This is a genomic window from Bacillus sp. AFS012607, assembly GCF_002558005.1.
In the GTDB taxonomy this organism is placed as follows: Bacteria; Bacillota; Bacilli; order Bacillales; family Bacillaceae_G; genus Bacillus_A; species Bacillus_A thuringiensis_S.
In genome coordinates this window covers 114,200-137,979 of record NZ_NTVM01000022.1, presented here as the reverse complement: position 1 = coordinate 137,979, position 23,780 = coordinate 114,200, and the positions used below count along the sequence as shown (strand labels likewise).

Sequence of the window (23,780 nt, the reverse complement as noted above, 5' to 3'; positions counted from 1 at the left end):
AAGTAGAAGTGATTGCAGAAATAAAAGCACCTGTAGTAGAGACATTTGTAGCACTTGAGGAAATTCAGCAAGAAGATGAAGCGATTGAACAAAAGAGTGAATTCATACATGTAGCTGAGGCTGATGAACAGACAAAGAACGACGTTCAAAGCTTTGCGAATGTTTTACTTGCAGAAACAGAAGAAAATAAACGAGTTGTAGAAGAAGCGCCAGTCGCAGAAGAACAACGAGTTGTAGAAGAAACACCAGTCGCAGAAGAACAACGAGTTGTAGAAGAAGCGCCAGTCGCAGAAGAACAACGAGTTGTAGAAGAAGCGCCGGTCGCAGAAGAACAACCAGTTGTAAAAAAAGAAGAACCAAAACGTGAGAAAAAGCGTCATGTACCATTTAATGTTGTTATGTTGAAACAAGATAGAACACGATTAATGGAAAGACATGCAGCTAGGGCAAATGCAATGCAGCATTCTGTTAATGTACGAGTAGAGAATAGACCAGTGCAACAAGTAGTAGCAGAACCACAAGTGGAAGAACAACCAATGCAACAAGTAGTAGCAGAACCACAAGTGGAAGAACAACCAGTGCAACAAGTAGTAGCAGAACCACAAGTGGAAGAACAACTAGTGCAACAAGTAGTAGCAGAACCACAAGTGGAAGAACAACCAATGCAGCAGGTGGTAGCAGAACCACAAGTGGAAGAACAACCAATGCAGCAGGTGGTAGTAGAATCACAAGTGGAAGAACAACCAATGCAGCAGGTGGTAGTAGAATCACAAGTAGAAGAGCAATCAGTGCAGCAAGTAGTAGCAGAGCCACAAATGGAAGAACGCCCAGTGCAGCAAGTAGTGGAAGAGCAAGTACAAAAGCCAATTTCAAGTACGGAAGTACAAGAGAAAGCATATGTTGTAAATCAAAGAGAGAACGATATGCGAAATGTATTGCACACACCACCGACATACACTGTTCCGCCATTAGCGCTGTTGTCGATTCCGCAGCAATCAGCGCTAGATAATACAGAATGGTTAGATGAGCAAAAAGAATTATTAGATACAACGTTTAATAATTTTCATGTTGGAGCACATGTTATTAATGTATCGCAAGGGCCAGCAGTAACTCGTTTTGAAGTGCAACCAGACCCAGGCGTGAAAGTAAATAAAATTACCAATTTAAGTGATGATATTAAGTTAAGTTTAGCTGCGAAAGATATTCGTATTGAAGCGCCGATTCCAGGGAAGAGTGCGATTGGAATTGAGGTTCCAAATAAAGAAAGTAAGCCAGTATTTCTTCGTGAAATTTTAAGAAGTCCTGTATTCACAAAGAGTGAATCACCGCTTACTGTTGCGCTTGGACTTGATATTTCAGGTGATCCAATTGTAACAGATATTCGAAAAATGCCGCACGGACTTATTGCGGGTGCAACGGGTTCAGGTAAAAGTGTGTGTATTAACGCGATTTTAACGAGTATTTTATATAAAGCGAAACCGCATGAAGTGAAGTTAATGTTAATTGATCCGAAGATGGTTGAGCTTGCACCATACAATTCTGTTCCACATCTTGTAGCACCTGTTATTACGGATGTAAAAGCAGCGACAGCGGCTTTAAAGTGGGCAGTCGAAGAGATGGAACGCCGTTATGAATTGTTTGCGCACGCTGGTGCTCGTGATTTAACTCGTTACAATACGATTGTAAGTGAGCGAGAAATTCCAGGAGAAACATTACCTTATATCGTTATTGTCATTGACGAGTTAGCCGACTTAATGATGGTAGCACCTGGTGATGTTGAGGAAGCGATTTGTCGTATTGCGCAAAAAGCACGTGCTTGTGGCATTCATTTATTAGTAGCGACGCAGCGTCCATCTGTAGATGTTATTACAGGTTTAATTAAGTCAAACATTCCAACGCGTATTGCGTTTACTGTATCATCTCAAGTTGATTCGCGTACGATTATTGATATTGGAGGCGCGGAGAAATTACTTGGCCGTGGTGATATGTTATTTTTAGGGAACGGTACATCTAAGCCAGTTCGTGTACAAGGTGTATATGTATCGGATGATGAGATCGAAAAGACAGTTGATCATGTGAGAAAGCAAATGAAGCCGAATTACTTATTTAAGCAAGAGGATTTATTAGCGAAAACAGAACAGGCTGAGTCGGAAGACGAATTGTTCTTTGAAGCATGTCAATTTGTTGTAGAACAAGGGGGAGCGTCCACATCTTCTGTACAGCGAAAATTCCGCATCGGTTATAATCGCGCGGCACGTCTCATTGAGGAGATGCAATCGCAAGGAATTATTTCTGAAGCAAGAGGGACGAAGCCAAGAGATGTCCTTATTTCTGAGGATGAATTCGCTGCTATGCAGGAAACGAATGTATAGTCCACGGTTTTGCTGTATACTAATAGAAAATGTTGGATAGTAAAGTAGGGAGTAAAGCGACATGAAAGAAATTGAATTAAAATTAAAAGGTGAAATAAATCGACTAACAAATAAAACATTTAAATTTGACGAACGAGTTGGAGAAGGGTGGTTCTCCGCCGTTTACTTTTTAAAAACTAGAGAAATTATTGAAGAATTTCGCCCGAAAAGTGTTGTAACGATGCAATTTTTCCAAAAAGAAAATGCAGTTCTTTGCGGAACAGATGAAGTAATTGCATTGCTACAAACATTCGCTAAAAATCCTGAGGAACTTGAAATTAACTCTTTAAAAGATGGCGATAAAATTAGTCCATTTGAAACAGTGTTAACAATTCATGGTCCTTATGAGAATTTCGGATTTTTAGAAGGTGTTATTGATGGGATTTTAGCTCGTCGTACATCGGTTGCAACAAACGTATATAATGTTGTCCAAGCTGCGCGTAGTGTAGATAAAGAAAAACCAGTTATTTTCATGGGAGATCGTGACGATCATTATACACAACAAGCTGGTGACGGTTATGCAGCATACATCGGAGGTATGAGCGCACAAGCGACGCATGCAATGAATGAATGGTGGGGCAGAAGTGGTATGGGAACAATGCCTCACGCATTAATTCAAATGTTTAATGGTGATGTTGTAGAAGCGGCAAAAGCATATCATAAGAAATTTCCAGAAGATGAATTAGTTGTACTAATTGATTACAATAATGATGTTATTACAGATGCACTTCGTGTAGCGCGTGAATTTGGATCAACATTAAAAGGTGTGCGTGTAGATACGTCTCGCACAATGATTGATCAATACTTTATTCGCCACCCAGAAGTACTTGGAACATTTGATCCACGTGGTGTAAATCCATCTCTTGTATTTGCACTTCGCAAGGCGCTTGATGAAGAAGGATTCCAGCATGTAGACATCGTTGTAACTGGTGGATTTGATGAAAAGCGTATTCGTGAATTTGAAGCTCAAAAGGTACCTGTTGACATATATGGGGTAGGGAGTAGCTTGTTAAAAATGAATATTGGCTTTACTGGTGATAATGTAGAATTAAATGGGAAACCAGAAGCAAAAGCTGGTCGTAAATATCGTCCAAACCCACGTTTAGAGCGTGTTCAATTAGAAAAAAGAGAAGATATGTAAAAGAGAGAAAAACTGATAGGTGATTGACCCTATCAGTTTTTCTGTTATCATAGTATAGCGGCTTCTTTTTTGCTATAATGGACTTGTTATGGACATATAAAGAAGTACGTACGAGTTTATCCTGATAAGTGAAGGGAAAGAATAACCTCACTACATCAAAAATGTATGATGATTACCAAAATAAGAAAAGATTCATATACTGTCTTATAGATAGGCCGTTGTATTAGTTCGAAATGTTGGAGGTTCTTTAAGATGACAGTTTACCATTTTGTAGGAATTAAAGGAACAGGAATGAGTTCATTAGCGCAAATTCTTCATGATATGAAGCATACTGTTCAAGGGTCTGATTATGAAAAGCGTTTCTTTACACAAACAGCGTTAGAAAAGCGTAGTATCTCGATCCTTCCTTTTGATAAGAATAATGTAGAAGAAGGACAAGTGATTATTGCAGGAAATGCATTTCCTGATACGCATGAAGAAATCGTAGCAGCAAAAGAATTAAACATCCCAGTACATCGTTACCATCACTTCTTAGGTGACCTTATGAGCCAATACACAAGTGTTGCTGTAACTGGTGCACACGGAAAGACATCAACAACAGGTTTGTTAGCCCATGTAATGCAAGGTGCACATCCTACATCTTACCTTATTGGAGATGGAACAGGGCATGGGGTAGAAAATAGTAAGTATTTTGTATTTGAAGCTTGTGAGTATCGTCGTCATTTCTTGTCTTACAATCCAGACTATGCAATTATGACGAATATTGATTTTGATCATCCAGATTATTTTGCAGACATCAATGATGTATTCAGTGCATTCCAAGAGATGGCATTGCAAGTGAAAAAAGGCATTATTGCATGTGGAGATGATGAAGAACTTCAAAAAATTCAAGCGAAAGTACCTGTTATTTTCTATGGATTTGGAGAAGATAATGATTTCCAAGCACGTAACATCCAAAAGAGAACAGATGGCACGATATTCGATGTATTCGTTCGTAATACGTACTATGACACGTTCAAAATTACAGGATACGGCAATCACAGCGTATTAAATGCGTTAGCAGTAATCGCACTTTGCCATTATGAAAACGTTGATGTAGAAGCAGTAAAACATCAATTAACAACTTTTGAAGGCGTAAAACGTCGCTTTAATGAAAAGCCGATGGGAGAGCAAGTTATTATCGATGACTACGCACACCATCCGACAGAAATTAATGCAACGATTGAAGCAGCTCGTCAAAAACATCCAGAGCGTGAAGTTGTCGCTGTATTCCAGCCGCATACATTCTCACGTACAGAAAAGTTCTTAGATGAGTTCGCTGAAAGCTTAAGCAAAGCTGATCAAGTATACTTATGTGATATTTTCGGATCAGCACGCGAAAACAAAGGTGAATTAACAATTGAAGATCTGCAAAAGCGTATTGATGGTGCAGAACTAATTACAGATACAACAACGGATGTATTAAAGAAACATAAAAACGGCGTTCTAATTTTCATGGGCGCAGGTGACATCCAAAAATTCGAAGCAGCTTACGTAAAAGAAGTTCAAGTTGCAGAGAAATAATAGAAAAGACGCATAGCTGTGGCTGTGCGTCTTTTTTTGTTGTGTTCAACTTTTATCCCGCATTAACGTGCAATAAGACCCCCACTGATTAAAGTTTCACTTTATTTATGTATTGACCTAGAGCTAACTCTAGGTTGTAAGATGAAAATGTAAAAACAAGGGGGAGAGAACATGTATAAAATCGGCGAAGTAGCAGAATTAACAGGGATGAGCATTCACACTTTGCGCTACTATGAGAAATTAGGTTTATTACCACCACCAACGCGAAATAGCGGTATTCGTCAATATACAGAAGGCGATGTACGTTTATTAAAATTTTTATATTCATTAAAACAAACTGGGATGTCATTAGAAGAGATAGCTGAGTTTGCAAGTGATGGGTGCATTATAGAGGAAATTAGGCAGAAGAAAGAGGAAGTACCAGCGAAAGTAAAAAAGAGAATTTCCATTTTAACAACTCACTTGGAGCGATTAAAAGAACAGCAGGAACAATTGCAAAAAGTTGTTCAGCTAACGGAGGAGAAGTTAGAAATTTATTACGGTTTTCTAGAAGAAAAAGACTTGGAGGCCGGCAATGAAAAATAAAGTATATACGCAGTTATTAGGTTTTGCGATATTTACTGGTGGGACATTTAATGCTTCGAAATATGCGGTGCAGTATTTCGAAGCAATTCATATAGCAGCATGGCGTTTTGGGATTGCTGCATTTGTGATGTTATGTTTGTTAAAAATACGAAAAGATTTTGATTTGGAAGTATGGATGCAGAATAGGACCTATTATCTTTTGCTAGGTATTGTTGGTGTATTCGGCTTTAACTTCTTTTTCTTTTTAGGAATGAAATATACAGAAGCTGTTAATGGTGCACTTATTATGGCGACAAATCCTCTCGTTACGACGCTGTTAGCAAGTGTCATTTTACGAGAGAAAATTGTGAAGCGTCAAGCAATTGGAATGTTACTTGCACTAATTGGCGTTGTTTTTGTACTTACACAAGGTTCGTTTACAATACTACAACATTTATCATTTTCAAAAGGGGATTTTTATATTTTATTAGGGAATATTTGCTGGGCGTTATACGGCGTGCTAGGCAGAAGGTTTATTAAAACTGGTAATCCAATACAAACGACGACATATACGATGACTATTGGTGCACTTGCCTTTATTATCATATCTTCTACACAAAAAAGTATAGTACCAGTTTTAGAAATTCCTTGGTTGGCATGGGGAGCGATTCTCTTTATGGCAATTGGAATGAGTGTGCTTGGTTACTTATGGTGGAATAATGGAATTGCTCAAATTGGGGCAGCAAGGACATCTTTATTTTTTAATCTAGTGCCTGTTGTTACAATACTTATTTCTTTTATTGAAGGAGTCAATATAACATCTGCACAATCTGTAGGAATGATATTAGTTATTACGGGAATATTGTATTCTTCTGGTTTTATACAAAGAAAATCAAAAGAAAGTGTTAATATTTAACTTTTTATATCTAAAAATGTTAGAATAATAAGAAAAATAAAAAGGGGACTAAAAAACATGTTCACACTTCGAGTAGATGACGAAATTGAACTACAATTACTAGAAAAACATCATAAAGAAGAATTATATCAATTAATAGACCAAAACCGTAATCATTTACGAAAATGGCTTCCTTGGGTAGATGGGACAAAATCTGCTGATGCTTATGATGAGATTTTTCCGATGTGGTTAAAGAAATTTGCAGAGGGAGACGGTTTTGAAAGTGGTATACGTTACAAAGGAAAGCTTGTTGGGATGGTAGGTATTCATCCAGTGAGCTGGGGGAAGAGAGCGGCGAGTCTTGGGTATTACCTTGCAGAAGATGCTGGAGGAAAAGGCGTTATGACACGTAGCGTAAAGGCTGTGCTTCACTATGCATTTGAGAATTTAAAATTAAATAAAATGGAAATTAGATGCGGTGTTGAAAATGTGAAAAGCCGCGCTATTCCAGAGCGTTTAGGGTTTAAATTAGATGGTATTTTAAGAGATGAAGAATGGTTATATGATCATTTTCATGATATCGCTGTATATAGTTTATTAGCTTCAGAATGGAAAGATATTCGATGAACGAGAAGATTCGTATTATTCCGTATGAAAGTACGTTTCAAGAGGAAGTAGTAGATCTTATCGTTCATATTCAGCAAAAAGAGTATAATGTTCCCATTACGAAAGAAGAGCAACCTGATTTACTTGAAATAGAAACATTCTATCAAAAGGATCACGGAAACTTTTGGGTAGCACTTTATGATGGGAAAGTAGTTGGAACAGTAGCTTTATTAGATATTGAGAATCATCAAGTAGCGCTAAGAAAAATGTTCGTACAAAAAGAGTTTCGTGGAAAAGAATGTGGCGCGTCATATATGTTGCTTCAAACAGCAATTTCATGGGCTGAGGATAAAAAGTTGAAAGATATTTATTTAGGAACAACAGTAAAATTTTTAGCGGCACATCGCTTTTATGAAAAGAATGGTTTTCAAAGTGTGAGTATAGATGAGTTGCCGAAAAACTTTCCAGTGTTACAGGTAGATAAGAAATTTTATAGGTACATTGTGAAAAAGGTCATCTAGAAATGGCCTTTTTCTATGAACCAAAATGGAAATAGTGGTATAATTTGGATTAGGGGGTGTAGGTATGAACTTTCCAATTCAAAGAAGTAAGTCAGTAGTCATTTTCGTTTGTCTTACGTTAGCTTTTATGTGTATATATCCAATTGTCATGCTTTTCACTAATAAAGCGCATTGGATGTCAGCGTTGATTGGGATGGGTTTATGCTTCATTGTAAATGTACCACTCGTTTGGGAAGTATTTATTAAAAAACATAAAGTAGAAAATGGCGTATTAAAGTACGGTATTCTAAATGATGATGTTGTATTAAAAGATATAAGAGTTGTTCGTCAAGTTGGAAAGTATCTTGAAATTACGACGAATGCATATAAAGTACATATGGTTGCGATGCCGCAAGATATGAATGAATTTTTGGCGCTTATCGAGAAAGAAAATCCACATGTGAAAATAGAAATGGTAGGGAAGAAATAAAAAAACGCTCGGAGAAAATTCCGAGCGTTTTTATTATTATTTTAAGTTCTCTGGATTTAAAGCTTCTAATTCAGGTACAACGAAGCGTCCGTCTTTACGGATTAGTACGTCGTCGAAGTAAATTTCACCGCCGCCGTATTCAGGGCGTTGGATGCATACTAAGTCCCAATGGATGTTCGAGTTGTTACCGTTCCATGCATCGTCGTAAGCTTGTCCAGGAGTGAAGTGGAAGCTGCCATCGATTTTTTCATCGAATAGGATGTCTCCCATTGGATGTAAGATGTATGGGTTTACGCCGATTGCGAACTCACCAACGTAGCGTGCGCCTTCGTCTGTATCGAAGATTTTGTTAATGCGTTCTGAATCGTTTGCAGTTGCTTCAACGATTTGACCGTTCTCGAACTTAAGTTGTACATTTTCAAATGTATAACCGTTGTAAGGAGATGGTGTGTTGTAAGAAACTGTACCGTTAACAGAATCACGAACTGGTGCAGAGTATACTTCACCGTCTGGAATGTTTAAATGACCTGAGCACTTAATAGCTGGAATGTCTTTAATAGAGAATGTTAAGTCAGTTCCAGGACCAGTTAAACGAACTTTATCTGTTTTATTCATTAATGTAACAAGGCTATCCATCGCCTTATCCATTTTACCGTAGTCTAAGTTACAAACTTCGAAGTAGAAGTCTTCGAAAGCTTCTGTGCTCATTTTAGCAAGCTGTGCCATAGAAGCATTTGGGTAGCGAAGAACAACCCAACGTGTTTTTGGAACGCGAATATCTCTATGAACTTTTTTCCCAACTGTTTGGCCATGAACTTTCATGCGCTCACTTGGAACGTCAGCCTGTTCATTAATATTATCGCCAGAGCGAAGACCGATATAAGCGTCCATGTCTTTCATTACGCTTGCTTCATATGCAGCGATTTGTTCGAAATGTTCTTCAGTAGCACCCATTAATAAAGAGCGATCTACTTGATGATCTTTTAAAGAGACGAATGGGAAACCACCAGCTGCATATGCTTCTTTTACAAGTGCAGTTACAAGTTCTTTTTGTAAGCCAAAGTTTTCAATTAATACTTTTTCGCCTTTTTGTAAGCAAATAGAGTAGTTAATTAAATTGTATGCTAACTTTTCAATACGTGGATCTTTCATATGTAAAGCCTCCCTACTAATTATGTATCCTCTCCTATTGTAACCTACTTAGTGGAATTTGTTGAATGATTTATGTTACAGTTAACGAATAAGTATGAAAATTCTAATGATGAGATAGGGATTAGAATGAAACGGAAAATGATTGTATAATAGGGGAAAGTATGAAAAAGATAAAGGAAGTGATGAAATGCAAGTTCTTTTATATGTAAGTGCGGCTATTATCGCGGTTGCTTTCGCAGTATTAGTTGTGTATGTATGCAGAACGTTGTTATCGGTTCAGAAGACGTTAGAAAACGTTGCAAGCACGTTAGAAGGTTTAGAAAAACAAATGCAAGGAATTAGCGTAGAGACAGAGCAATTATTACATAAAACGAATGCGTTAGCTGATGATATTCAACAGAAGTCACAGTCATTAAATAAAGTGGTAGCGGGTGTAGATGGGATTGGAACGACAATCCAATCTTTAAATACGAAGCTTCGTAATGTATCAGACTCTGTAACGGACGAAATTGAAAATAACGCTGATAAAGTAGCGCAAGTTGTACAGTGGAGCAGTGCGGCGATTGAAGTATACAATCATTACCGTGCGTCGAGACAAGAGAAGAAGGTTGAAAAAGAAGAGCGTAAATTAGAAAGAATTGAGAAAAACGCTGAAAAGAAAGAGAAGCGCTCTAGATTTCGTATGAGAGGTGAATCGTGATGAATATGACAAAGCTTGAAACAATTGAAGAGCTTGAAGTCTTAGTAGAAAAGAATGAGCCGTATGTTCTTTTTAAACATAGTACGACATGCCCGATTAGTCACGGTGCATACACAGAATTTCAAGCGTATTGCAGTGAAGAAAGAGAAGTGCCAGCGTATTACTTATACGTACAAGATGCGAGAGATGTGTCAAATCGTGTTGCAGAACAATACAGTATTAGACATGAATCACCGCAAGTGTTATACATAAAAGATGGGATGGTAGTATGGAATACATCTCATTGGAATATTAAAAAAGATGCTTTAGAAGAGAATATAAAGTAAAAAGAAGCAAGCTAAAGGTGCTTGCTTCTTTTTTTTTGTTTTTGTTGAAATATATTTAGTGGTACACTATTAATAGTTCAAACTAAATAACTAGATTGTTGAAAGTAGGTTTTAAGTAATGAAGAAAATGGCATTATCCTTCGCAGTCGTAAGTTTATTACTGGGAGCTTGTAGTAACAATAGTAATACGATTAGTAAGAAGGATGAAGTTATACAAAAAGATACAAAAGAAAAAAGTATGATTCCGAGAACTGCTGTTTCTAAAGATTATTATAGAACTGTTATTCCTTTAAAAGAACAAAAGGTTATTAATACAGCTAATATAAAAACAAATTCTAAATTAGATTTAGCAGAGTATGAAAATGGTTTAATAAATATTGCAACGCAGCAATTTGATACAGAGAGTCACGTACTGCAATTAAATCAGTATATTCCAGAGAAACTAGTTGATGAACTAGTTGCGAAAGTAGAAGCGCCAGTTTTGACGAATATTATAGAACAAGACTATTTTGGAAAACAGAATTCAAATGAATTAAGTTTATCTGGTGTTATGATTGGCTTAGCTATGTCTTCAAGTGTATCGAATGAAGAAGCTATGTCTAAAGGGTCTGAAGTTGCTAAACAACTTATTGAAGCTATTAACAAAAATGATAAATATAACAAATCTCCAATTACGTTTGCTATCTTTAAGCAAGAAAGTACAAGTTCTTTAAAAAATGGTACGTATATTGCTAGTGCTACTGTTCAAAAGAATGATATGAACCTTGGAAATTGGAGTACAATTGATGAAAAGTCGTATTCATATCCTTCTGATGAATTTACACAAGCACATGGAGAAGATAATACAAAAATAAATAACTTTGCTAAGGAAATAAAAGGTTTTTCTAATGGAGATTTTATTCCAGTCAATGCAAAAGTTTCTTATAAGAAAGATCAAATGGATACATTAAATATGAATATTGTTATTAAATATAACGGTAAAACAGAATTAATGGCTCTTACCCAATTGGCTGCTCAAGGTATGTTAGACAAATTGCCTAAAGATGCGAAAGTACAATTACAGATCAAGTCCGAGAGTAAAATTGAGGCCGTTATTATAAAAGAGAAAAACAGTGATAAACCGTTTGTTTCCTTCTTGTAAAAAAGACAGTATGTAAACTGTCTTTTTTTATTTTAAATGAAAATATAAAAGGTTTTTTGATGGTAATTCATTGCTGTATATCGTGTGACAATCGTATATGTATCAACTATAATAAGTTATCTTAAAAAAGTAATATATAGGGATTTGAAAGAGATGGCTTTCTTATGGCATCACAACAATTAGGTCGTTTACGTTCTGAAATTGATCAACTTAATTTACAAATATTAGAGTTACTAAACGAAAGAGGTCGTCTCGTACAAGAAGTTGGTAATTTAAAAGAAGTATAAGGTGTGAAACGTTTTGATCCTGTACGTGAAAGTAATATACTGGATTTAATTGCAGAGAATAATAATGGTCCATTTGAAACTTCGACTTTATAACATATTTTCAAACAAATTTTTCAAGTTGGTTTAAAGTTACAAGAAGAGGATCATCGTAAAGCACTACTTGTTTCTTGTAAGAAAAAAACAGAAGATACGATTGTTGAAATTAATGGTGAAAAAATTGGTAACGGAAATTAGCATTTTATTATGGGACCGTGTGCAGTGGAAAGTTATGAACAAGTACGTCAAGTTGCTGAAGCAATGAAAGAGCAACGCGTAATACGCTTGATATTTCCGCTGTACCGATTTTAAAGAAAGAGACACATTTACCTTTCGTTTTTGATGTAACGCATTCTACAGAGAGACGTGACCTTCTCTTACTAACTGCAAAAGCAGCGATGGCAATTGGTGCAAACGCAATTATGGCTGAAGTACATCCAAATCCAGCTGTAGCTTTATCAGATGCGGCGCAGCAAATGAATATCCCGCAGTTCAATGATTTTATGAATGAATTAAAATCATTTGGAAGTAAATTATAAAAACTTTTAATGAGCTGTTCCAAAAAGGCATTTTGGGACAGCTGTATAGCGACTGTCATTGTCGATTTTTGTTGGGAAGTTGGTATATTAAAAAAATCGCTGATATAATTAGAGTTGTGGTCGATATATTTGGGAAATCGCCGATATATTTCGAGTTACGGTTCATATATTCGAAAAATCGCCGATATAAATTTCATTTACTATCGTACTGCTTAAAATAAGATTTCTACTTAGGAAATATCTATTTTTTTACAAAAAATGCCCTTTTTTCATAAAAAATACGAAAATACGAGAAAAGAAGCGAATTTTTTCGAAACTTTTGCGGGAAAATATTGTATGAGCCTGCGTTTATATCGTATCATTAGTAAAAGGAAGAACTCGGGACGATTGGTGGCATCTGCAAATAGAGTTGATGTCTTTTTTTCATTCAAGTAACCGATACATAAAAATAGATAACAAAAATAGAAGGAGTGTGCGATGAGATGAACGTAACAATCTATGATGTAGCGCGCGAAGCGAACGTTTCAATGGCTACCGTATCACGCGTTGTGAACGGTAACCCAAATGTAAAGCCTACAACAAGAAAGAAAGTATTAGAAGCAATTGATCGTTTAGGATACCGTCCAAATGCGGTAGCACGTGGACTAGCAAGTAAGAAGACAACTACGGTAGGTGTTATTATTCCTGATATCTCAAATACGTTTTATGCAGAACTTGCACGTGGAATTGAAGATATCGCAACAATGTACAAATATAACATCATTTTAAGTAACTCTGATCAAAACAAAGAGAAAGAGTTCCATCTATTAAATACGATGCTTGGAAAACAAGTGGACGGAATTGTTTTCATGGGTGAAGATATTACAGACATTCACATTGAAGAATTTAAAAAATCTCCAGTACCAATTGTATTAGCAGCGTCATTTGATGAGCAAAATGAAACGCCATCAGTAAATATTGATTATACACAAGCAGCTTACGATGCAATGAAGCACTTTATCGAGCAAGGACATAAGCGTATCGGTTTCGTCTCTGGTCCATTCATTGATAAAGCGGGAAGCGCGAAGAAGTTACAAGGTTATAAAAAAGCTTTAGAAGAAGAAGGTATTTCATATGATGAAAATCTTGTAATCGATGGAGATTACACATATGACTCAGGTATCGAAGCATTCGAAAAGCTTTGGAGCAATGATGAAAAGCCAACAGCAATCTTCGTGTCTTCTGATGAAATGGCACTAGGTGTAATCCATGCAGCACAAGATGCTGGATTAAACGTACCAACTGACGTAGAAGTACTTGGTTTCGATAATACACGCCTTGCATTAATGGTTCGTCCGCAGCTTTCAACAGTTGTACAACCGATGTATGATATCGGTGCAGTAGCAATGCGTCTATTAACAAAGTATATGAACAAAGAAAAAGTGGAAGATCACACTGTTATCTTACCTCACCGTATCCAATTTAGAGATTCAACGAAATAAGTATAAAAAAGCTCACAGCGATTGCTGTGAGCTTTTATTCATATTCAGGATAATATTTTTCAATTACTGTATCTACAGTTTCATTTTTCTTAACGTGTAAAAATCTTGCGTACAATTCTTTTCCAGTTTCAAATGGGGTATCGTCTAATTCAAACACATGTAACACTTTTCGGAACGTCCATGTGATTTGCTCATCATACATATTATCGTATGTGTGCTCCGATTGTATAGCTATATTTTCACCTAGTTCATGAGCTTCTTCTAAACTGTTTGCTTTAACAAGAATAATACTTTCTTCAAAAAGTGTATCGTGATTCTCTTCATAATGCTCATCAATTTTCGTAGGATCAGGCTCACCAGCATGAACAGACTCAAACAATAATTTTACAGCGTACACATTATGCTGCATGTTTCACTTTATAAATAATACTTGCGACAAGCGAAGCAGGTATTGTAAATAAGTTACTTTGATAATGGTAATGCACTTGGGATTCTTCATAAGACATGTTGTCATATAGTTCGTTTTGTGAGACATTCATTTTTTTCTGTTTTTCTTTGAGCATTTTAATGTAGTTGTACTGTATTGGGACGAGAATGATGAAATAAGCTAATACGATTAGTGAAATCCAAATCATTATGAACACTCCCTTACAAAGAATATTTGTATATGGTAATTATATCAATTTATATGAGGGATATCCATATTTTTCTAGTGGTCAATTTCTTTTCCAAAATGCAAAAAGTTCTTCAGCGCTTCGTAAATTATGTTCAAGGCATGTTTGTGCAGTGCGTTTAAAATTTTGTATTAAATGCTCTAGCCTAGAAGAATCATAGTGCTTTGCTTTTCCATCTACAATCGTTTTATCTTTTTTTTAAGTTAAGTGATATTTTTAGCAAAGTTACATTTGTTTCTATTTGTACAACTTCCATGTAAAAAAAATTTTGTCTAAGTCGATTGTAATATAATCAAATCGCTCTACTTGTTTAAAATATCCTACAATATCATCTTCCAATTGAAATCCTCCCTAGTATATAGCTTACCTGGAAGAGTTCTCTATAGATTGTATGATTCCTTGTTATATGTCACATAAGTGTAAAAATAACTATTATAGGGCAATGTCATGTATAATAGAAAGAAAAGGCTTGTGAGGGGGGAAAAGAGATGATCGTTCTTTGGATAATTACGCTTTGTATGACTGCTATTTTTGCATATATGACGTTAAAACAAAATGGTTTAAAGCGATTTGTTCCAGGAAGTATTCTTGCAGGAATTGCCCTTATCACGTATGTAATTTCTATTTTTATTGAAAGTGTATCAGTAGATATGAGCAAAAGTTTAATGTTTATTGGTATTACACTATTTGCAGGTAGCATTATGGTACTTATGGTTGCTGGTATTATTTTATTTATTCATATGAATTCGGAAACGTTATAGCATATAGAAAAGGCATGTCCCGAGGGACATGCCTTTTTATCCGTTCAATTATGCTCTATCTTTAGAAGAATTTTGTTGTTTTAATAAGTCGCGAATTTCGCCAAGAAGAACTTCTTCTTTTGTTGGTTCTGGAATTTCTTCCTCTTTTTCGTCTTCTTTTTTAGATGTTAGTTTGTTGAAAACTTTAATAAACATAAAGATAGAAGCTGCGATAATTAAGAAATCAAAAATTGTTTGGATGAAGTTACCATACATAACAGCTGATTTACCGTATCCAAAGTGCAAATCTGTAAAGTTAACGCCACCTAATACCATACCAAGTAATGGTGTAATAATGTCTTTTACTAAAGAACTAACGATTTTACCGAATGCAGCACCGATTACAACCCCGACAGCTAAATCAACGACATTCCCTTTGAAAGCGAACTTTTTAAACTCGTTCCACATGTGTCAATCCCATCCTTTCCACGATTCATTATGAAATTTATAATTCCTATCAACATATTTTATAGAAATTTACGAGAGAAATAAAGGGGAAATGGGAATGAAAGTAAATTCTGAAAAATGTATCCGTTTTAATTTTTGTTTACATCATCTAGTAAAGATTGTAGCATTTGCTGCGTTTTTAATCCTTCTAATCCATCTACAACAGGCTTTGTATCTCCGTGTACACATTCAATAAAATGATGAACAGCATCTTCAAAACCACGTTGTTTTAACGTCGTATCCCATGATGGAGAACCGCTTTGTGAAACTGAGTTTTCCTGTTCAATTTCAAATGTATTCATATTTTTTACGCGAATGATTTTCCCTGGCGTTACAAGTTCAATTTGTTCTAAATTTGTACCGGCATGGCGATGCATTGCAGTAGAAAGTAACAGTCCACTTGGAGTTGTATATGTATGATGTCCGTAAAGAAGTTCATTCTTTTCATTGATTTGCATCATATTGTGAACGACGTTAAGGTCATCATTAGCGAACCAGCGAGCAGTATCTACAATGTGTAAATAATCATCTAACATAGTGAAGTCGTACGTATATGGCCCGACTTTATTTGTGCGATGCTTTTCAATTCGAATCCATGAAATATCATGAGCCTGTTCTTTGGCAGCAACATACATAGGAACGAATCTGCGATTAAATCCGACCATTAACTTTCGGTTATACTTCTCGCTCAACTCGACTAGTTGCTCAGCTTGTTCCACAGTAGCTGCTAACGGCTTATCAACATAAACGTCGATTCCTTTTTTCAAAAGCTCAGAAACGATTTCATAATGCGATGCAGTTGAACTATGAACGAAGATTGCATCACATTCCGAAGCTAACGTTTCAATAGAATGAAAGTCTTGAATTCGGTATTGCTGGCAAACTTGTTTTCTTTTCTCTGCGTTAGGTGTAAACGCCCCGACAAAGTTCCAATCTGTTTCTTTTGTAAGTGTTGGAAGATAGGCCTTTTGCGCAATGCTACCAAGTCCAATCATCCCAATTTTAGGTTTATTCATATGTATTCCCACCCTATTAATATTGATGTAACGGCTTAAATGTAGCATAGGATGGGGGAGGAAGGCAAAGATAAGCTTTTTACTTATTTCCTTCTAACAAAATTTTCTCTATCTCTGCAAAATTATGAGCGCGAGCATGCTCTAACGGGGTAACACCATCATTATCTGGAATATTTACATCTGCACCGTGCTCAATAAGAAGGCGAATGACTTGTTGCTGTGTTTCGTTTCCGTTACTTAGTACGATAGCTTCCATTAAAGCTGTCCATCCTAGGTTATTTACATGATTTACATCAATATTTGTTCGAGTGAGGAGTTCTTTTATAACGTCAATATAGCCATGTTCTGAGGCTGGGATAAGAGCTGTTCCGCCGTAACGATTTGTAATCGTAGGATCTGCACCAGCATTAATTGTTAGCTTTAAAATGTCTAAGTAACCTTCCGCACCGGCGTATAGAAAGGGATTGTTTTTCATGTCATCTTGGATATTTACGTCAGCACCAGCTTCGATAAGTGCTTTTGCGGTTTTTACATCATTTTTGTATGTAGCAATCATAAGAGGGGTACGTCCTTGATTATCCGTCGCATTTATATTTGCACCTTGTTTTAGTAAAGATATAACAGTATTCGTTTCATTTTTTTCAGTAGCTGCTAGTAGTGCAGTCTCCATGTTTGTCATCTCCTTTTTGACTTCTTGTTCTTGCGAGCATCCTTGTAAAAAAATTACGCAACATATCATACTGAATGTTTTTTTGAACATGGAATTTCAACCTCCTAATTTCAACTGTAAAATAGGAACATTAAATTTTTATAAACTGACGCTAAAATTACTATAAAATCGCTTGAGTATTTGAACATATATTTTTATGCTTATGAATATGAAGGATGGGTAAAGTGAGGATGTAACATATGTCTATTAAAACAAGGTTTTTATTTTCTTATATTGCTGTAATTCTCGTTTCTATTACGCTCATATTAGTCGCGGGATTTTTAATTGTTTTTTCAATAACAGGTGATTTGGAAGCAGTGAAAAATTTCTATAAAAGTTCTTACATTCAAAAGCCGCTTACACCAGAAGAAGAAAATGCCTATCTTGAATTAAAATTAGCGGCAAAGCAACATCAATCTCAATTATTAGATAAATCGTTCGTTTCATCAATTGAAAAAGAAGGTGTGAAAATAATTGTAAGAAAGGGAGAAAACATTTCTTATGCTAATAAGGGATTTGAAAGTTCGACTTTAACAGAAGCCCTTCCGAAATTTGAAGCGGCAAATATTAATAGTCGTGGTACAACGGAACTAGGCGAGACATTTTATCGATATGTAAAGTTTGATTTTTATTTTCCAGAGAAAGAAGAAGGGAGTATATTTGTACTAAAAAAGCAAAGTTCATTTGTAGATCTTACACAAAAATTATTTCCAATCTTATTCGTATCGCTTTTACTATTAGCCATTTTACTCATTGGTTTATTAAGTTATCTTGTTTCAAGAAGTGTAATAAAACCAATTTTTGTATTGAAAGGTGCAACGGAGAAAATTAAAGAAGGAAATTTAGATTTTCAAATGCCAGTTACATCGCACGATGAAATAGGTCAATTAAATCAAGGATTTGAGGAAATGAGGAAGAAGTTAAAGGAATCGATTGAAGTACAAACGCAGTATGAAGAAAATCGAAAAGAACTTATTTCAAACATATCGCATGATTTAAAAACACCGATTACATCTATTATCGGATATGTAGAAGGAATAAAGGACGGGGTAGCAAATACGCCAGAAAAAATGGATAAGTATTTAACGACAATTCATACAAAGGCAAAACATATGGACACACTCATTGATGAACTCTTTTTGTTTTCGAAGCTCGATTTAAATCGAGTTCCATTCCAATTTGAGACAGTTGAATTAAATACGTTTATGCAAGAATTAATAGAAGAGATGCAGATGGATTTAAGTGAAGAAGGTATAGAAATTAACTTACAATTACATTCATCGCCATTATATGTAACGGCTGATTGCGAAAAGATAAATAGAGTTATATCAAATTTAATTCATAATAGTGTGAAGTACATGGATAAAGAAGAGAAGAAAATTACCGTAACAGTATCGAGTGATAACAATAAAGTTATTGTGAAGGTGATAGACAATGGATCAGGTATAGAATCTGATACGCTACCGTATATCTTTGAACGTTTTTATCGTGCAGAACAATCGCGAAATTCTAGCACAGGTGGAAGTGGACTTGGTTTAGCAATAGCGAAGCAAATTGTTGAAGAACATGGCGGGGAAATTTGGGCGGAAAGCGAGCTTGGTAAAGGCACAAGCATTTTCTTCTCATTGGAAAAAGTAGAGGAATGTGGTGAGTAAATTGAAAAGAATTTTACTAATAGAAGATGAAGTAAGTATTGCAGAATTACAGCGAGATTATTTAGAAATTAATGATTTCCAAGTTGATGTAGAGCATTCAGGAGAAACAGGTTTACAAATAGCCCTGCAAGAAGACTATGATTTAATTATTTTAGATATTATGCTTCCGAAAATGAACGGATTCGAAATTTGTAAACAAATACGTGCTGTAAAAGATATTCCGATTCTACTTGTTTCAGCAAAAAAAGAAGATATAGATAAAATTCGCGGGCTCGGATTAGGAGCGGATGATTATATAACGAAACCGTTTAGCCCAAGCGAATTAGTCGCAAGAGTAAAAGCGCATATTGCTCGTTATGAAAGATTATCAGGAAATGTAAGTAAGCAACGTGATACGCTATACATTCACGGAATTTCTATCGATCAACGAGCGAGGAAAGTTTTTATAAACAATGAAGAAGTGGCATTTACAACGAAGGAATTTGATTTATTAACATTCTTTGTCACACATCCAAACCAAGTATTAAATAAAGAACAGTTATTTGAACGCATTTGGGGATTAGATTCCGCTGGTGATTTAGCCACTGTTGTCGTCCACATTAGAAAGCTACGTGAAAAAATTGAAAGAGATCCTGCCCACCCGCAATATATTGAAACAGTATGGGGAGCTGGTTATCGTTTTAATGTGTAGGGAACCTGTCAAAGTTTTGGCAGGTTTTTTTGTATGTGATCAAAAGGGGATAATAGGTAATTTATGTTAAAATATAAAGAGAGATAAAACATAGGAGAGTGTGAGAGGGCGTGCTACATTTTGGGGGATACATTAAAAGATAATAAATCAAACAAGGTTTTAAAGATTGGAACTAATATTGTACTTATCTTATTAATTATTGGTGCAATACAAATGTTTTATGATGAAGATTCTACGAATGATCATTTGGGTTGGTTATTTATGATGGTCTTTTTTGCAATTAAAATAATTTCTAGTTTTATGATAAGTTTAAAAGAAGGAGATAAAAAGTCAGTATTTATTGATTTAGGTTTAATAATTTTTTCTGTTCTTCTTTTGGTTGTTACTAGTGTGAAATATTTCTTTTGAAAAACCTCATAGTCTTATAGAGGCTGTGAGGTTTTTGTTGGAAAATTAACTTGCGACCTTAATATGCTATTTTAGAGTTCCTTGTTGCAATGATTTATAAAATATTTGAGTAGTAGAAGTAAACTGAGCAGCTTCTTCTAAAAAAGGATAATGGTTGCTCTCCTCAAATGTCACAAAAGTAGAATCGCATATACCCTCATGTATCTCGATGGAATATTGAATAGGACACTGCACATCGTGTCTTCCACACATAATTAGTGTTTTTGTTTTTATAGAAGGTAAATACTCCCTTAAATCAAATGAAGGATATTCATTGGCGAAAGCATTCATCCGGCTAACGGACATTGTTTTTTTGATTGGTTTACAAAAATAAGAGTTGTAGTTTTCTGGTTTATACAATGATAATTTTGTTCTCTTAGTAGATAGTTCTTTCCGTTCTTCACTTGTAAGGTGAGGGCTTTTTAAGTTTTCGATGAGCTCTTGCATATAATGAAACTGTGAATGTTCTGGATGATAAATACAAAATGGTGTTTCGGTATAGTTACTTGCTGCAGCGCCTGCTACGACTAATGATTGTAAGGAATTTGGATATGTAATCGCATATAAAAGTCCAAGCATACCACCTGTTGAATGACCAGTGAAATGCCATGTTGGGAGTTGTAAAGCTTCCCGTATTGCTTCTAAATCGTGAACCGTTTCAATCATACTTAATTCGTTTTCTGACTGGGTGGTTACAGAGCTACCAGTATCTCGTAAATTAATGAGAAATACACGATGCGTAGCAGTGAAAACATCTGCAAAGTAATCACCAGTTTCATTAAATTGTGAATAGTGATGTGTAATACAAAGCGGTTCGCCATTTCCTTTTGTAAAGAGTTCAAATGTGCCGCGTTTTGTGGGGATCATTTGTTGTGTCCACATAATATCACGTCCTTTTTTCATAAAAGTTGGACCGGTTAATTATTAAATAAAATATATCGGCGCAACTCGAAACATATCGACTTACCGACAGTAGTCGACAATAAATAAAAGGAGGCTATTCAAAAACGAGCCTCCTTTTCGTTTAGTACAAAGATTTTGTCATATTATTCCGAATAATTTCAAGGGATTTCGCTACAGTTAATGCATTCTTTTCTTCAATTTCTGGTTTACGGGGGATAGGTTTATACATGTTGTCTGGATCTTCCCATGTGAGGGGAAGTTCTGTTTCGGCTTGTCCTTTCCAAGCGTCAATCCATTCTGGAGGGAGATAACCCGAGATGTTTTGGATGTTGTTCATTTCGAGCCAAATAAGTGCCCAAGCTCTTGGTACGACGCGCCAATGGTCATAGCCACCGCCGCCGACAGCGATCCAGCGACCGTCGCAATATTCATTAGCAATTTCACGAGCGAGCTTCGGTATTTCGCGGTAAATATTCATGGTTGCACAAAGGTGTGTAAGTGGGTCGTAGTAATGTGCGTCGGCACCATTTTGCGTTAAAATAATATCCGGTTTAAAGTACGCTGCAACTTCTTTTACAACTGTTCGATATGATTTTAGAAAGGATTCATCTTCTGTAAAAGCATCCAGTGGAACGTTAAAAGAATAACTATAACCATTACCTTGTCCACGTTCGTTTACAGCGCCAGTTCCAGGGAATAAATAGCGACCAGTTTCATGTAATGAAATGGTGCATACGTTAGGATCATCATAAAACGACCACTGCACGCCATCACCGTGATGAGCGTCTGTATCAATATATAAGACGCGTAAACCGTATTTCTTCTGAATATACTTCATTGCGATGGAGCTATCGTTATAAATACAAAAACCAGATGCCTTGCCACGGAAGCCGTGATGTAAGCCTCCACCTAAGTTAAGTGCGTGTTTTACTTTTCCGGAAAGAACAGCATCGACAGCTGTTAACGTACCGCCAACGAGCAATGCGCTTGCTTCGTGCATATTTGGGAACATCGGTGTATCTTCTGTTCCTAGTCCATATGTCATCGCAATTGATTTTTCTAACTTTCCTTCTCCAGCACGTTTTACCGCATTTATGTACTCCTCTGTATGAACGTAGGCAATCTCTTCATCTGTAGCCATCCGTGGTGAGATGATTTGAGAGGGAGAGATGAAACCACCCTTTTGTAATAAATCATACGTAAGTGTGACGCGCAGTTGGTTAAAAGGATGATCAGGGCTAAATGAATAGCCCCGAAAGTCATCCGAATAAATAAACGCGCTACTCATGCTTGCATCCCCATGATGTTCGGCCATAATACGCGATAGCCTTCTGCTTCAAGTGCATCAATCACTTTTAGAGGATTCATCGTTTGAATGCGGAAAACAAGTACTTTATCATTCTCATCTTTTGCTGGGTAGACGAGAACGCTCACGATATTTATTTGTAAATCACTAAAAATAGCAACGACTTTTCCAAGAATACCAGGTTCATTTTTTACTTGAATTTCAATTTGTGAACTCGGTTGATGTGCTCCTGTTAATTTTACTAACGTGTGCAGTACTGTAGATTCTGAGATTATTCCAACTAACTTCCCAGCTTTTGTAACAGGAAGACAGCCAATTTTATTTTCAAAAAATAAAGTAGCAATTTCCTCAACGAAATCGAGAGGGTGGCAAGTCATTACAGGATGTTTCATAATAAGTTCAAGCGGTTGCTGTAGCATATCGAGTGAAACTTGTTCATCTAGAATAGACGGACTTGCATCTCTTACATCCCGATCAGAAATAATGCCTACGACGTGATTATTTTGATCGACAATTGGAATGTGCCGAATTCCTTTCGTGCGAATCGTTCGGATTGCTGTTTCGATTGTATCGTTTGGATGTAGTGTAACTACATTTTGATTCATAATTTCTTCTACAATCATTCCAGTTGCCCCCTTTATTAATACATAAAACGATTGTGAAAACGTAGACGATCAAAAGCTTGAATAGAATCCGTATCAACGCGTTTACCGATGCGGACCATTAAACAGTTGGCGGGATGTGAACAAATTTCAGGATCGTCTGTAGCCATCCATTGTAACCCGCCGGCATTCATCATCTTTTCCATTACTTTTCGGTATTCCCAAACATTTAATCCTGTTTGTTTCAAATCCCAGTGCCAATAATATTCAGTCGTCAATATAATGTAATCTTCCATATAATCGTCCATCATAGAAACCTCTAGTAAGTTCTTTCCGACAGAACTCCCGCGGAAGGCTGGAACTACTTCAATTGCCCCAAGCTCAATTAAGTTTTCTATTTTTCCTTCTGACCATCGTTCAAGTGGATCAGGATATAAATATGTAACATATCCAACAATCATCTGGTCATGTCTAGCAATAATGAGTCGAGCTTCTGGTAATTTAGAAATTTCGACAATTGCTTTATATTGCTGTTCAGCAGGACGAAATGCAACTAAATCTGGATGAAATTCATACATTTCAAGATTATGTGTAGAGACAGGACCTTCAATAATTAAAGTGCCTTTCGCTGTTTTTAAGTTTCTAGCATTGTATATTTTTTTATGAATCAATGTATTGCTCACCACCTTGAGGGTTTG

General features: G+C 36.1%; 26 protein-coding genes and 2 pseudogenes. 17 read left to right on the top strand and 11 right to left on the bottom strand.

The genetic code is table 11. The annotated features are described in order from the left end of the window. The 8 genes from CN409_RS32420 to CN409_RS24005 all read left to right on the top strand — a co-directional run. Positions 1–2,372 (top strand): DNA translocase FtsK (locus CN409_RS32420; protein ID WP_255260085.1); only part of this gene is annotated, 2,372 nt, incomplete at its 5' end. A 61-nt stretch (positions 2,373–2,433) separates the two neighbouring features. Continuing rightward, positions 2,434–3,552 (top strand): nicotinate phosphoribosyltransferase, encoded by a 1,119-nt coding sequence (locus tag CN409_RS24035; protein WP_000658372.1) that lies wholly within the window; start codon positions 2,434–2,436, stop codon positions 3,550–3,552. 252 nt (positions 3,553–3,804) lie between these two features. Beyond that, entirely contained in the window at positions 3,805–5,115 is a 1,311-nt protein-coding gene (gene murC / locus CN409_RS24030) for a UDP-N-acetylmuramate--L-alanine ligase (protein WP_000219469.1), read from the top strand. A gap of 171 nt (positions 5,116–5,286) precedes the next feature. Further along, positions 5,287–5,700 carry a MerR family transcriptional regulator gene (locus CN409_RS24025; RefSeq protein ID WP_000276608.1) on the top strand — a complete coding sequence of 138 codons (414 nt, stop codon included), beginning with the start codon at positions 5,287–5,289 and terminating at the stop codon, positions 5,698–5,700. After that, positions 5,690–6,595: a DMT family transporter gene (locus CN409_RS24020; RefSeq protein WP_000792471.1), complete on the top strand. Its 906-nt coding sequence runs from the start codon at positions 5,690–5,692 to the stop codon at positions 6,593–6,595. Before CN409_RS24025 ends, CN409_RS24020 begins: the two co-directional genes overlap by 11 nt. Before the next feature lie 57 nt (positions 6,596–6,652). Continuing rightward, positions 6,653–7,201 (top strand): GNAT family N-acetyltransferase, encoded by a 549-nt coding sequence (locus CN409_RS24015; protein ID WP_000494654.1) that lies wholly within the window; start codon positions 6,653–6,655, stop codon positions 7,199–7,201. After that, positions 7,198–7,701 (top strand): GNAT family N-acetyltransferase, encoded by a 504-nt coding sequence (locus tag CN409_RS24010; protein WP_001003146.1) that lies wholly within the window; start codon positions 7,198–7,200, stop codon positions 7,699–7,701. Before CN409_RS24015 ends, CN409_RS24010 begins: the two co-directional genes overlap by 4 nt. Before the next feature lie 64 nt (positions 7,702–7,765). Beyond that, positions 7,766–8,170: a PH domain-containing protein gene (locus CN409_RS24005; protein ID WP_001010622.1), complete on the top strand. Its 405-nt coding sequence runs from the start codon at positions 7,766–7,768 to the stop codon at positions 8,168–8,170. A gap of 36 nt (positions 8,171–8,206) precedes the next feature. Here CN409_RS24005 and CN409_RS24000 read toward each other — a convergent pair whose 3' ends face one another. Continuing rightward, a complete protein-coding gene (locus CN409_RS24000) occupies positions 8,207–9,322 on the bottom strand; it encodes an aminopeptidase (RefSeq protein WP_000654720.1) in 1,116 nt (371 codons plus the stop codon). Positions 9,323–9,509: 187 nt separating this feature from the next. On the opposite strand from CN409_RS24000, the gene CN409_RS23995 reads away from it, so the two are divergent. The 5 genes and pseudogenes from CN409_RS23995 (at position 9,510) to ccpA (ending at position 13,832) form a co-directional block, all read left to right on the top strand. Further along, on the top strand, positions 9,510–10,022 hold the full coding sequence (locus CN409_RS23995) for a DUF948 domain-containing protein (RefSeq protein WP_001197721.1): 513 nt from the start codon (positions 9,510–9,512) through the stop codon (positions 10,020–10,022). Continuing rightward, a complete protein-coding gene (gene ytxJ / locus CN409_RS23990; RefSeq protein ID WP_001057469.1) occupies positions 10,022–10,348 on the top strand; it encodes a bacillithiol system redox-active protein YtxJ in 327 nt (108 codons plus the stop codon). Before CN409_RS23995 ends, ytxJ begins: the two co-directional genes overlap by 1 nt. A gap of 118 nt (positions 10,349–10,466) precedes the next feature. After that, positions 10,467–11,489, top strand: coding sequence for a CamS family sex pheromone protein (locus CN409_RS23985; protein ID WP_000738027.1), 1,023 nt, complete (start codon positions 10,467–10,469; stop codon positions 11,487–11,489). Between the two features lie 164 nt (positions 11,490–11,653). After that, positions 11,654–12,351, top strand: a pseudogene (gene aroA, locus CN409_RS32860) (chorismate mutase). 482 nt (positions 12,352–12,833) lie between these two features. Beyond that, positions 12,834–13,832: a catabolite control protein A gene (gene ccpA / locus CN409_RS23960; protein ID WP_001103303.1), complete on the top strand. Its 999-nt coding sequence runs from the start codon at positions 12,834–12,836 to the stop codon at positions 13,830–13,832. A 34-nt stretch (positions 13,833–13,866) separates the two neighbouring features. On the opposite strand, the gene CN409_RS23955 is transcribed toward ccpA, so the two are convergent. From CN409_RS23955 to dhp61, 3 genes and pseudogenes are all read right to left on the bottom strand, one after another. Continuing rightward, complete coding sequence (locus CN409_RS23955; protein WP_003271799.1) at positions 13,867–14,229, bottom strand: DUF4288 domain-containing protein; 363 nt, start codon at positions 14,227–14,229, stop codon at positions 13,867–13,869. 1 nt (position 14,230) lies between these two features. Continuing rightward, on the bottom strand, positions 14,231–14,467 hold the full coding sequence (locus tag CN409_RS23950) for a DUF3949 domain-containing protein (protein WP_000637898.1): 237 nt from the start codon (positions 14,465–14,467) through the stop codon (positions 14,231–14,233). Positions 14,468–14,548: 81 nt separating this feature from the next. After that, positions 14,549–14,845, bottom strand: a pseudogene (gene dhp61 / locus CN409_RS23945) (protein Dhp61). 149 nt (positions 14,846–14,994) lie between these two features. Here dhp61 and CN409_RS23940 point away from each other — a divergent pair. Then, entirely contained in the window at positions 14,995–15,267 is a 273-nt protein-coding gene (locus CN409_RS23940; protein WP_000636586.1) for a DUF3917 domain-containing protein, read from the top strand. 48 nt (positions 15,268–15,315) lie between these two features. Here CN409_RS23940 and mscL read toward each other — a convergent pair whose 3' ends face one another. The 3 genes from mscL to CN409_RS23925 all read right to left on the bottom strand — a co-directional run bounded on the left by mscL (position 15,316) and on the right by CN409_RS23925 (position 17,529). Further along, on the bottom strand, positions 15,316–15,714 hold the full coding sequence (gene mscL / locus CN409_RS23935; protein ID WP_000267015.1) for a large conductance mechanosensitive channel protein MscL: 399 nt from the start codon (positions 15,712–15,714) through the stop codon (positions 15,316–15,318). Positions 15,715–15,842: 128 nt separating this feature from the next. Next, positions 15,843–16,769 carry a Gfo/Idh/MocA family protein gene (locus CN409_RS23930; RefSeq protein ID WP_001039702.1) on the bottom strand — a complete coding sequence of 309 codons (927 nt, stop codon included), beginning with the start codon at positions 16,767–16,769 and terminating at the stop codon, positions 15,843–15,845. Between the two features lie 79 nt (positions 16,770–16,848). Next, a complete protein-coding gene (locus tag CN409_RS23925; RefSeq protein WP_079246031.1) occupies positions 16,849–17,529 on the bottom strand; it encodes an ankyrin repeat domain-containing protein in 681 nt (226 codons plus the stop codon). A 149-nt stretch (positions 17,530–17,678) separates the two neighbouring features. Here CN409_RS23925 and CN409_RS23920 point away from each other — a divergent pair, with 149 nt between their 5' ends. From CN409_RS23920 to CN409_RS23910, 3 genes are all read left to right on the top strand, one after another. After that, the gene (locus CN409_RS23920; RefSeq protein ID WP_000023861.1) at positions 17,679–19,133 is read left to right on the top strand and encodes a HAMP domain-containing sensor histidine kinase; all 1,455 of its coding nucleotides are present in this window, start codon (positions 17,679–17,681) and stop codon (positions 19,131–19,133) included. A gap of 1 nt (position 19,134) precedes the next feature. Beyond that, entirely contained in the window at positions 19,135–19,824 is a 690-nt protein-coding gene (locus CN409_RS23915) for a response regulator transcription factor (protein WP_003280338.1), read from the top strand. A gap of 120 nt (positions 19,825–19,944) precedes the next feature. After that, positions 19,945–20,232, top strand: coding sequence for a hypothetical protein (locus tag CN409_RS23910; RefSeq protein ID WP_000502926.1), 288 nt, complete (start codon positions 19,945–19,947; stop codon positions 20,230–20,232). A 66-nt stretch (positions 20,233–20,298) separates the two neighbouring features. On the opposite strand, the gene CN409_RS23905 is transcribed toward CN409_RS23910, so the two are convergent. From CN409_RS23905 to acuA, 4 genes are all read right to left on the bottom strand, one after another. After that, a complete protein-coding gene (locus CN409_RS23905; RefSeq protein ID WP_003280339.1) occupies positions 20,299–21,174 on the bottom strand; it encodes an alpha/beta fold hydrolase in 876 nt (291 codons plus the stop codon). Between the two features lie 121 nt (positions 21,175–21,295). Next, positions 21,296–22,462 carry an acetoin utilization protein AcuC gene (gene acuC / locus CN409_RS23900; RefSeq protein WP_000092825.1) on the bottom strand — a complete coding sequence of 389 codons (1,167 nt, stop codon included), beginning with the start codon at positions 22,460–22,462 and terminating at the stop codon, positions 21,296–21,298. Further along, positions 22,459–23,103 carry an acetoin utilization AcuB family protein gene (locus CN409_RS23895; protein WP_000634583.1) on the bottom strand — a complete coding sequence of 215 codons (645 nt, stop codon included), beginning with the start codon at positions 23,101–23,103 and terminating at the stop codon, positions 22,459–22,461. Before CN409_RS23895 ends, acuC begins: the two co-directional genes overlap by 4 nt. Positions 23,104–23,120: 17 nt before the next feature. Continuing rightward, positions 23,121–23,753: an acetoin utilization protein acetyltransferase AcuA gene (acuA, locus tag CN409_RS23890; RefSeq protein WP_000581392.1), complete on the bottom strand. Its 633-nt coding sequence runs from the start codon at positions 23,751–23,753 to the stop codon at positions 23,121–23,123. Positions 23,754–23,780: the final 27 nt, after the last annotated feature.

What these genes read in the sequence shown, in the direction of transcription:
- CN409_RS24035 (WP_000658372.1), top strand. Translation starts at nt 2,434, where the DNA reads ATGAAAGAAATTGAATTAAAATTAAAAGGTGAAATAAATCGACTAACA.
- murC (WP_000219469.1), top strand. Translation starts at nt 3,805, where the DNA reads ATGACAGTTTACCATTTTGTAGGAATTAAAGGAACAGGAATGAGTTCA.
- CN409_RS24025 (WP_000276608.1), top strand. Translation starts at nt 5,287, where the DNA reads ATGTATAAAATCGGCGAAGTAGCAGAATTAACAGGGATGAGCATTCAC.
- CN409_RS24020 (WP_000792471.1), top strand. Translation starts at nt 5,690, where the DNA reads ATGAAAAATAAAGTATATACGCAGTTATTAGGTTTTGCGATATTTACT.
- CN409_RS24015 (WP_000494654.1), top strand. Translation starts at nt 6,653, where the DNA reads ATGTTCACACTTCGAGTAGATGACGAAATTGAACTACAATTACTAGAA.
- CN409_RS24010 (WP_001003146.1), top strand. Translation starts at nt 7,198, where the DNA reads ATGAACGAGAAGATTCGTATTATTCCGTATGAAAGTACGTTTCAAGAG.
- CN409_RS24005 (WP_001010622.1), top strand. Translation starts at nt 7,766, where the DNA reads ATGAACTTTCCAATTCAAAGAAGTAAGTCAGTAGTCATTTTCGTTTGT.
- CN409_RS24000 (WP_000654720.1), bottom strand. Translation starts at nt 9,322, where the DNA reads ATGAAAGATCCACGTATTGAAAAGTTAGCATACAATTTAATTAACTAC.
- CN409_RS23995 (WP_001197721.1), top strand. Translation starts at nt 9,510, where the DNA reads ATGCAAGTTCTTTTATATGTAAGTGCGGCTATTATCGCGGTTGCTTTC.
- ytxJ (WP_001057469.1), top strand. Translation starts at nt 10,022, where the DNA reads ATGAATATGACAAAGCTTGAAACAATTGAAGAGCTTGAAGTCTTAGTA.
- CN409_RS23985 (WP_000738027.1), top strand. Translation starts at nt 10,467, where the DNA reads ATGAAGAAAATGGCATTATCCTTCGCAGTCGTAAGTTTATTACTGGGA.
- ccpA (WP_001103303.1), top strand. Translation starts at nt 12,834, where the DNA reads ATGAACGTAACAATCTATGATGTAGCGCGCGAAGCGAACGTTTCAATG.
- CN409_RS23950 (WP_000637898.1), bottom strand. Translation starts at nt 14,467, where the DNA reads ATGATTTGGATTTCACTAATCGTATTAGCTTATTTCATCATTCTCGTC.
- CN409_RS23940 (WP_000636586.1), top strand. Translation starts at nt 14,995, where the DNA reads ATGATCGTTCTTTGGATAATTACGCTTTGTATGACTGCTATTTTTGCA.
- mscL (WP_000267015.1), bottom strand. Translation starts at nt 15,714, where the DNA reads ATGTGGAACGAGTTTAAAAAGTTCGCTTTCAAAGGGAATGTCGTTGAT.
- CN409_RS23930 (WP_001039702.1), bottom strand. Translation starts at nt 16,769, where the DNA reads ATGAATAAACCTAAAATTGGGATGATTGGACTTGGTAGCATTGCGCAA.
- CN409_RS23925 (WP_079246031.1), bottom strand. Translation starts at nt 17,529, where the DNA reads ATGTTCAAAAAAACATTCAGTATGATATGTTGCGTAATTTTTTTACAA.
- CN409_RS23920 (WP_000023861.1), top strand. Translation starts at nt 17,679, where the DNA reads ATGTCTATTAAAACAAGGTTTTTATTTTCTTATATTGCTGTAATTCTC.
- CN409_RS23905 (WP_003280339.1), bottom strand. Translation starts at nt 21,174, where the DNA reads ATGAAAAAAGGACGTGATATTATGTGGACACAACAAATGATCCCCACA.
- acuC (WP_000092825.1), bottom strand. Translation starts at nt 22,462, where the DNA reads ATGAGTAGCGCGTTTATTTATTCGGATGACTTTCGGGGCTATTCATTT.
- CN409_RS23895 (WP_000634583.1), bottom strand. Translation starts at nt 23,103, where the DNA reads ATGATTGTAGAAGAAATTATGAATCAAAATGTAGTTACACTACATCCA.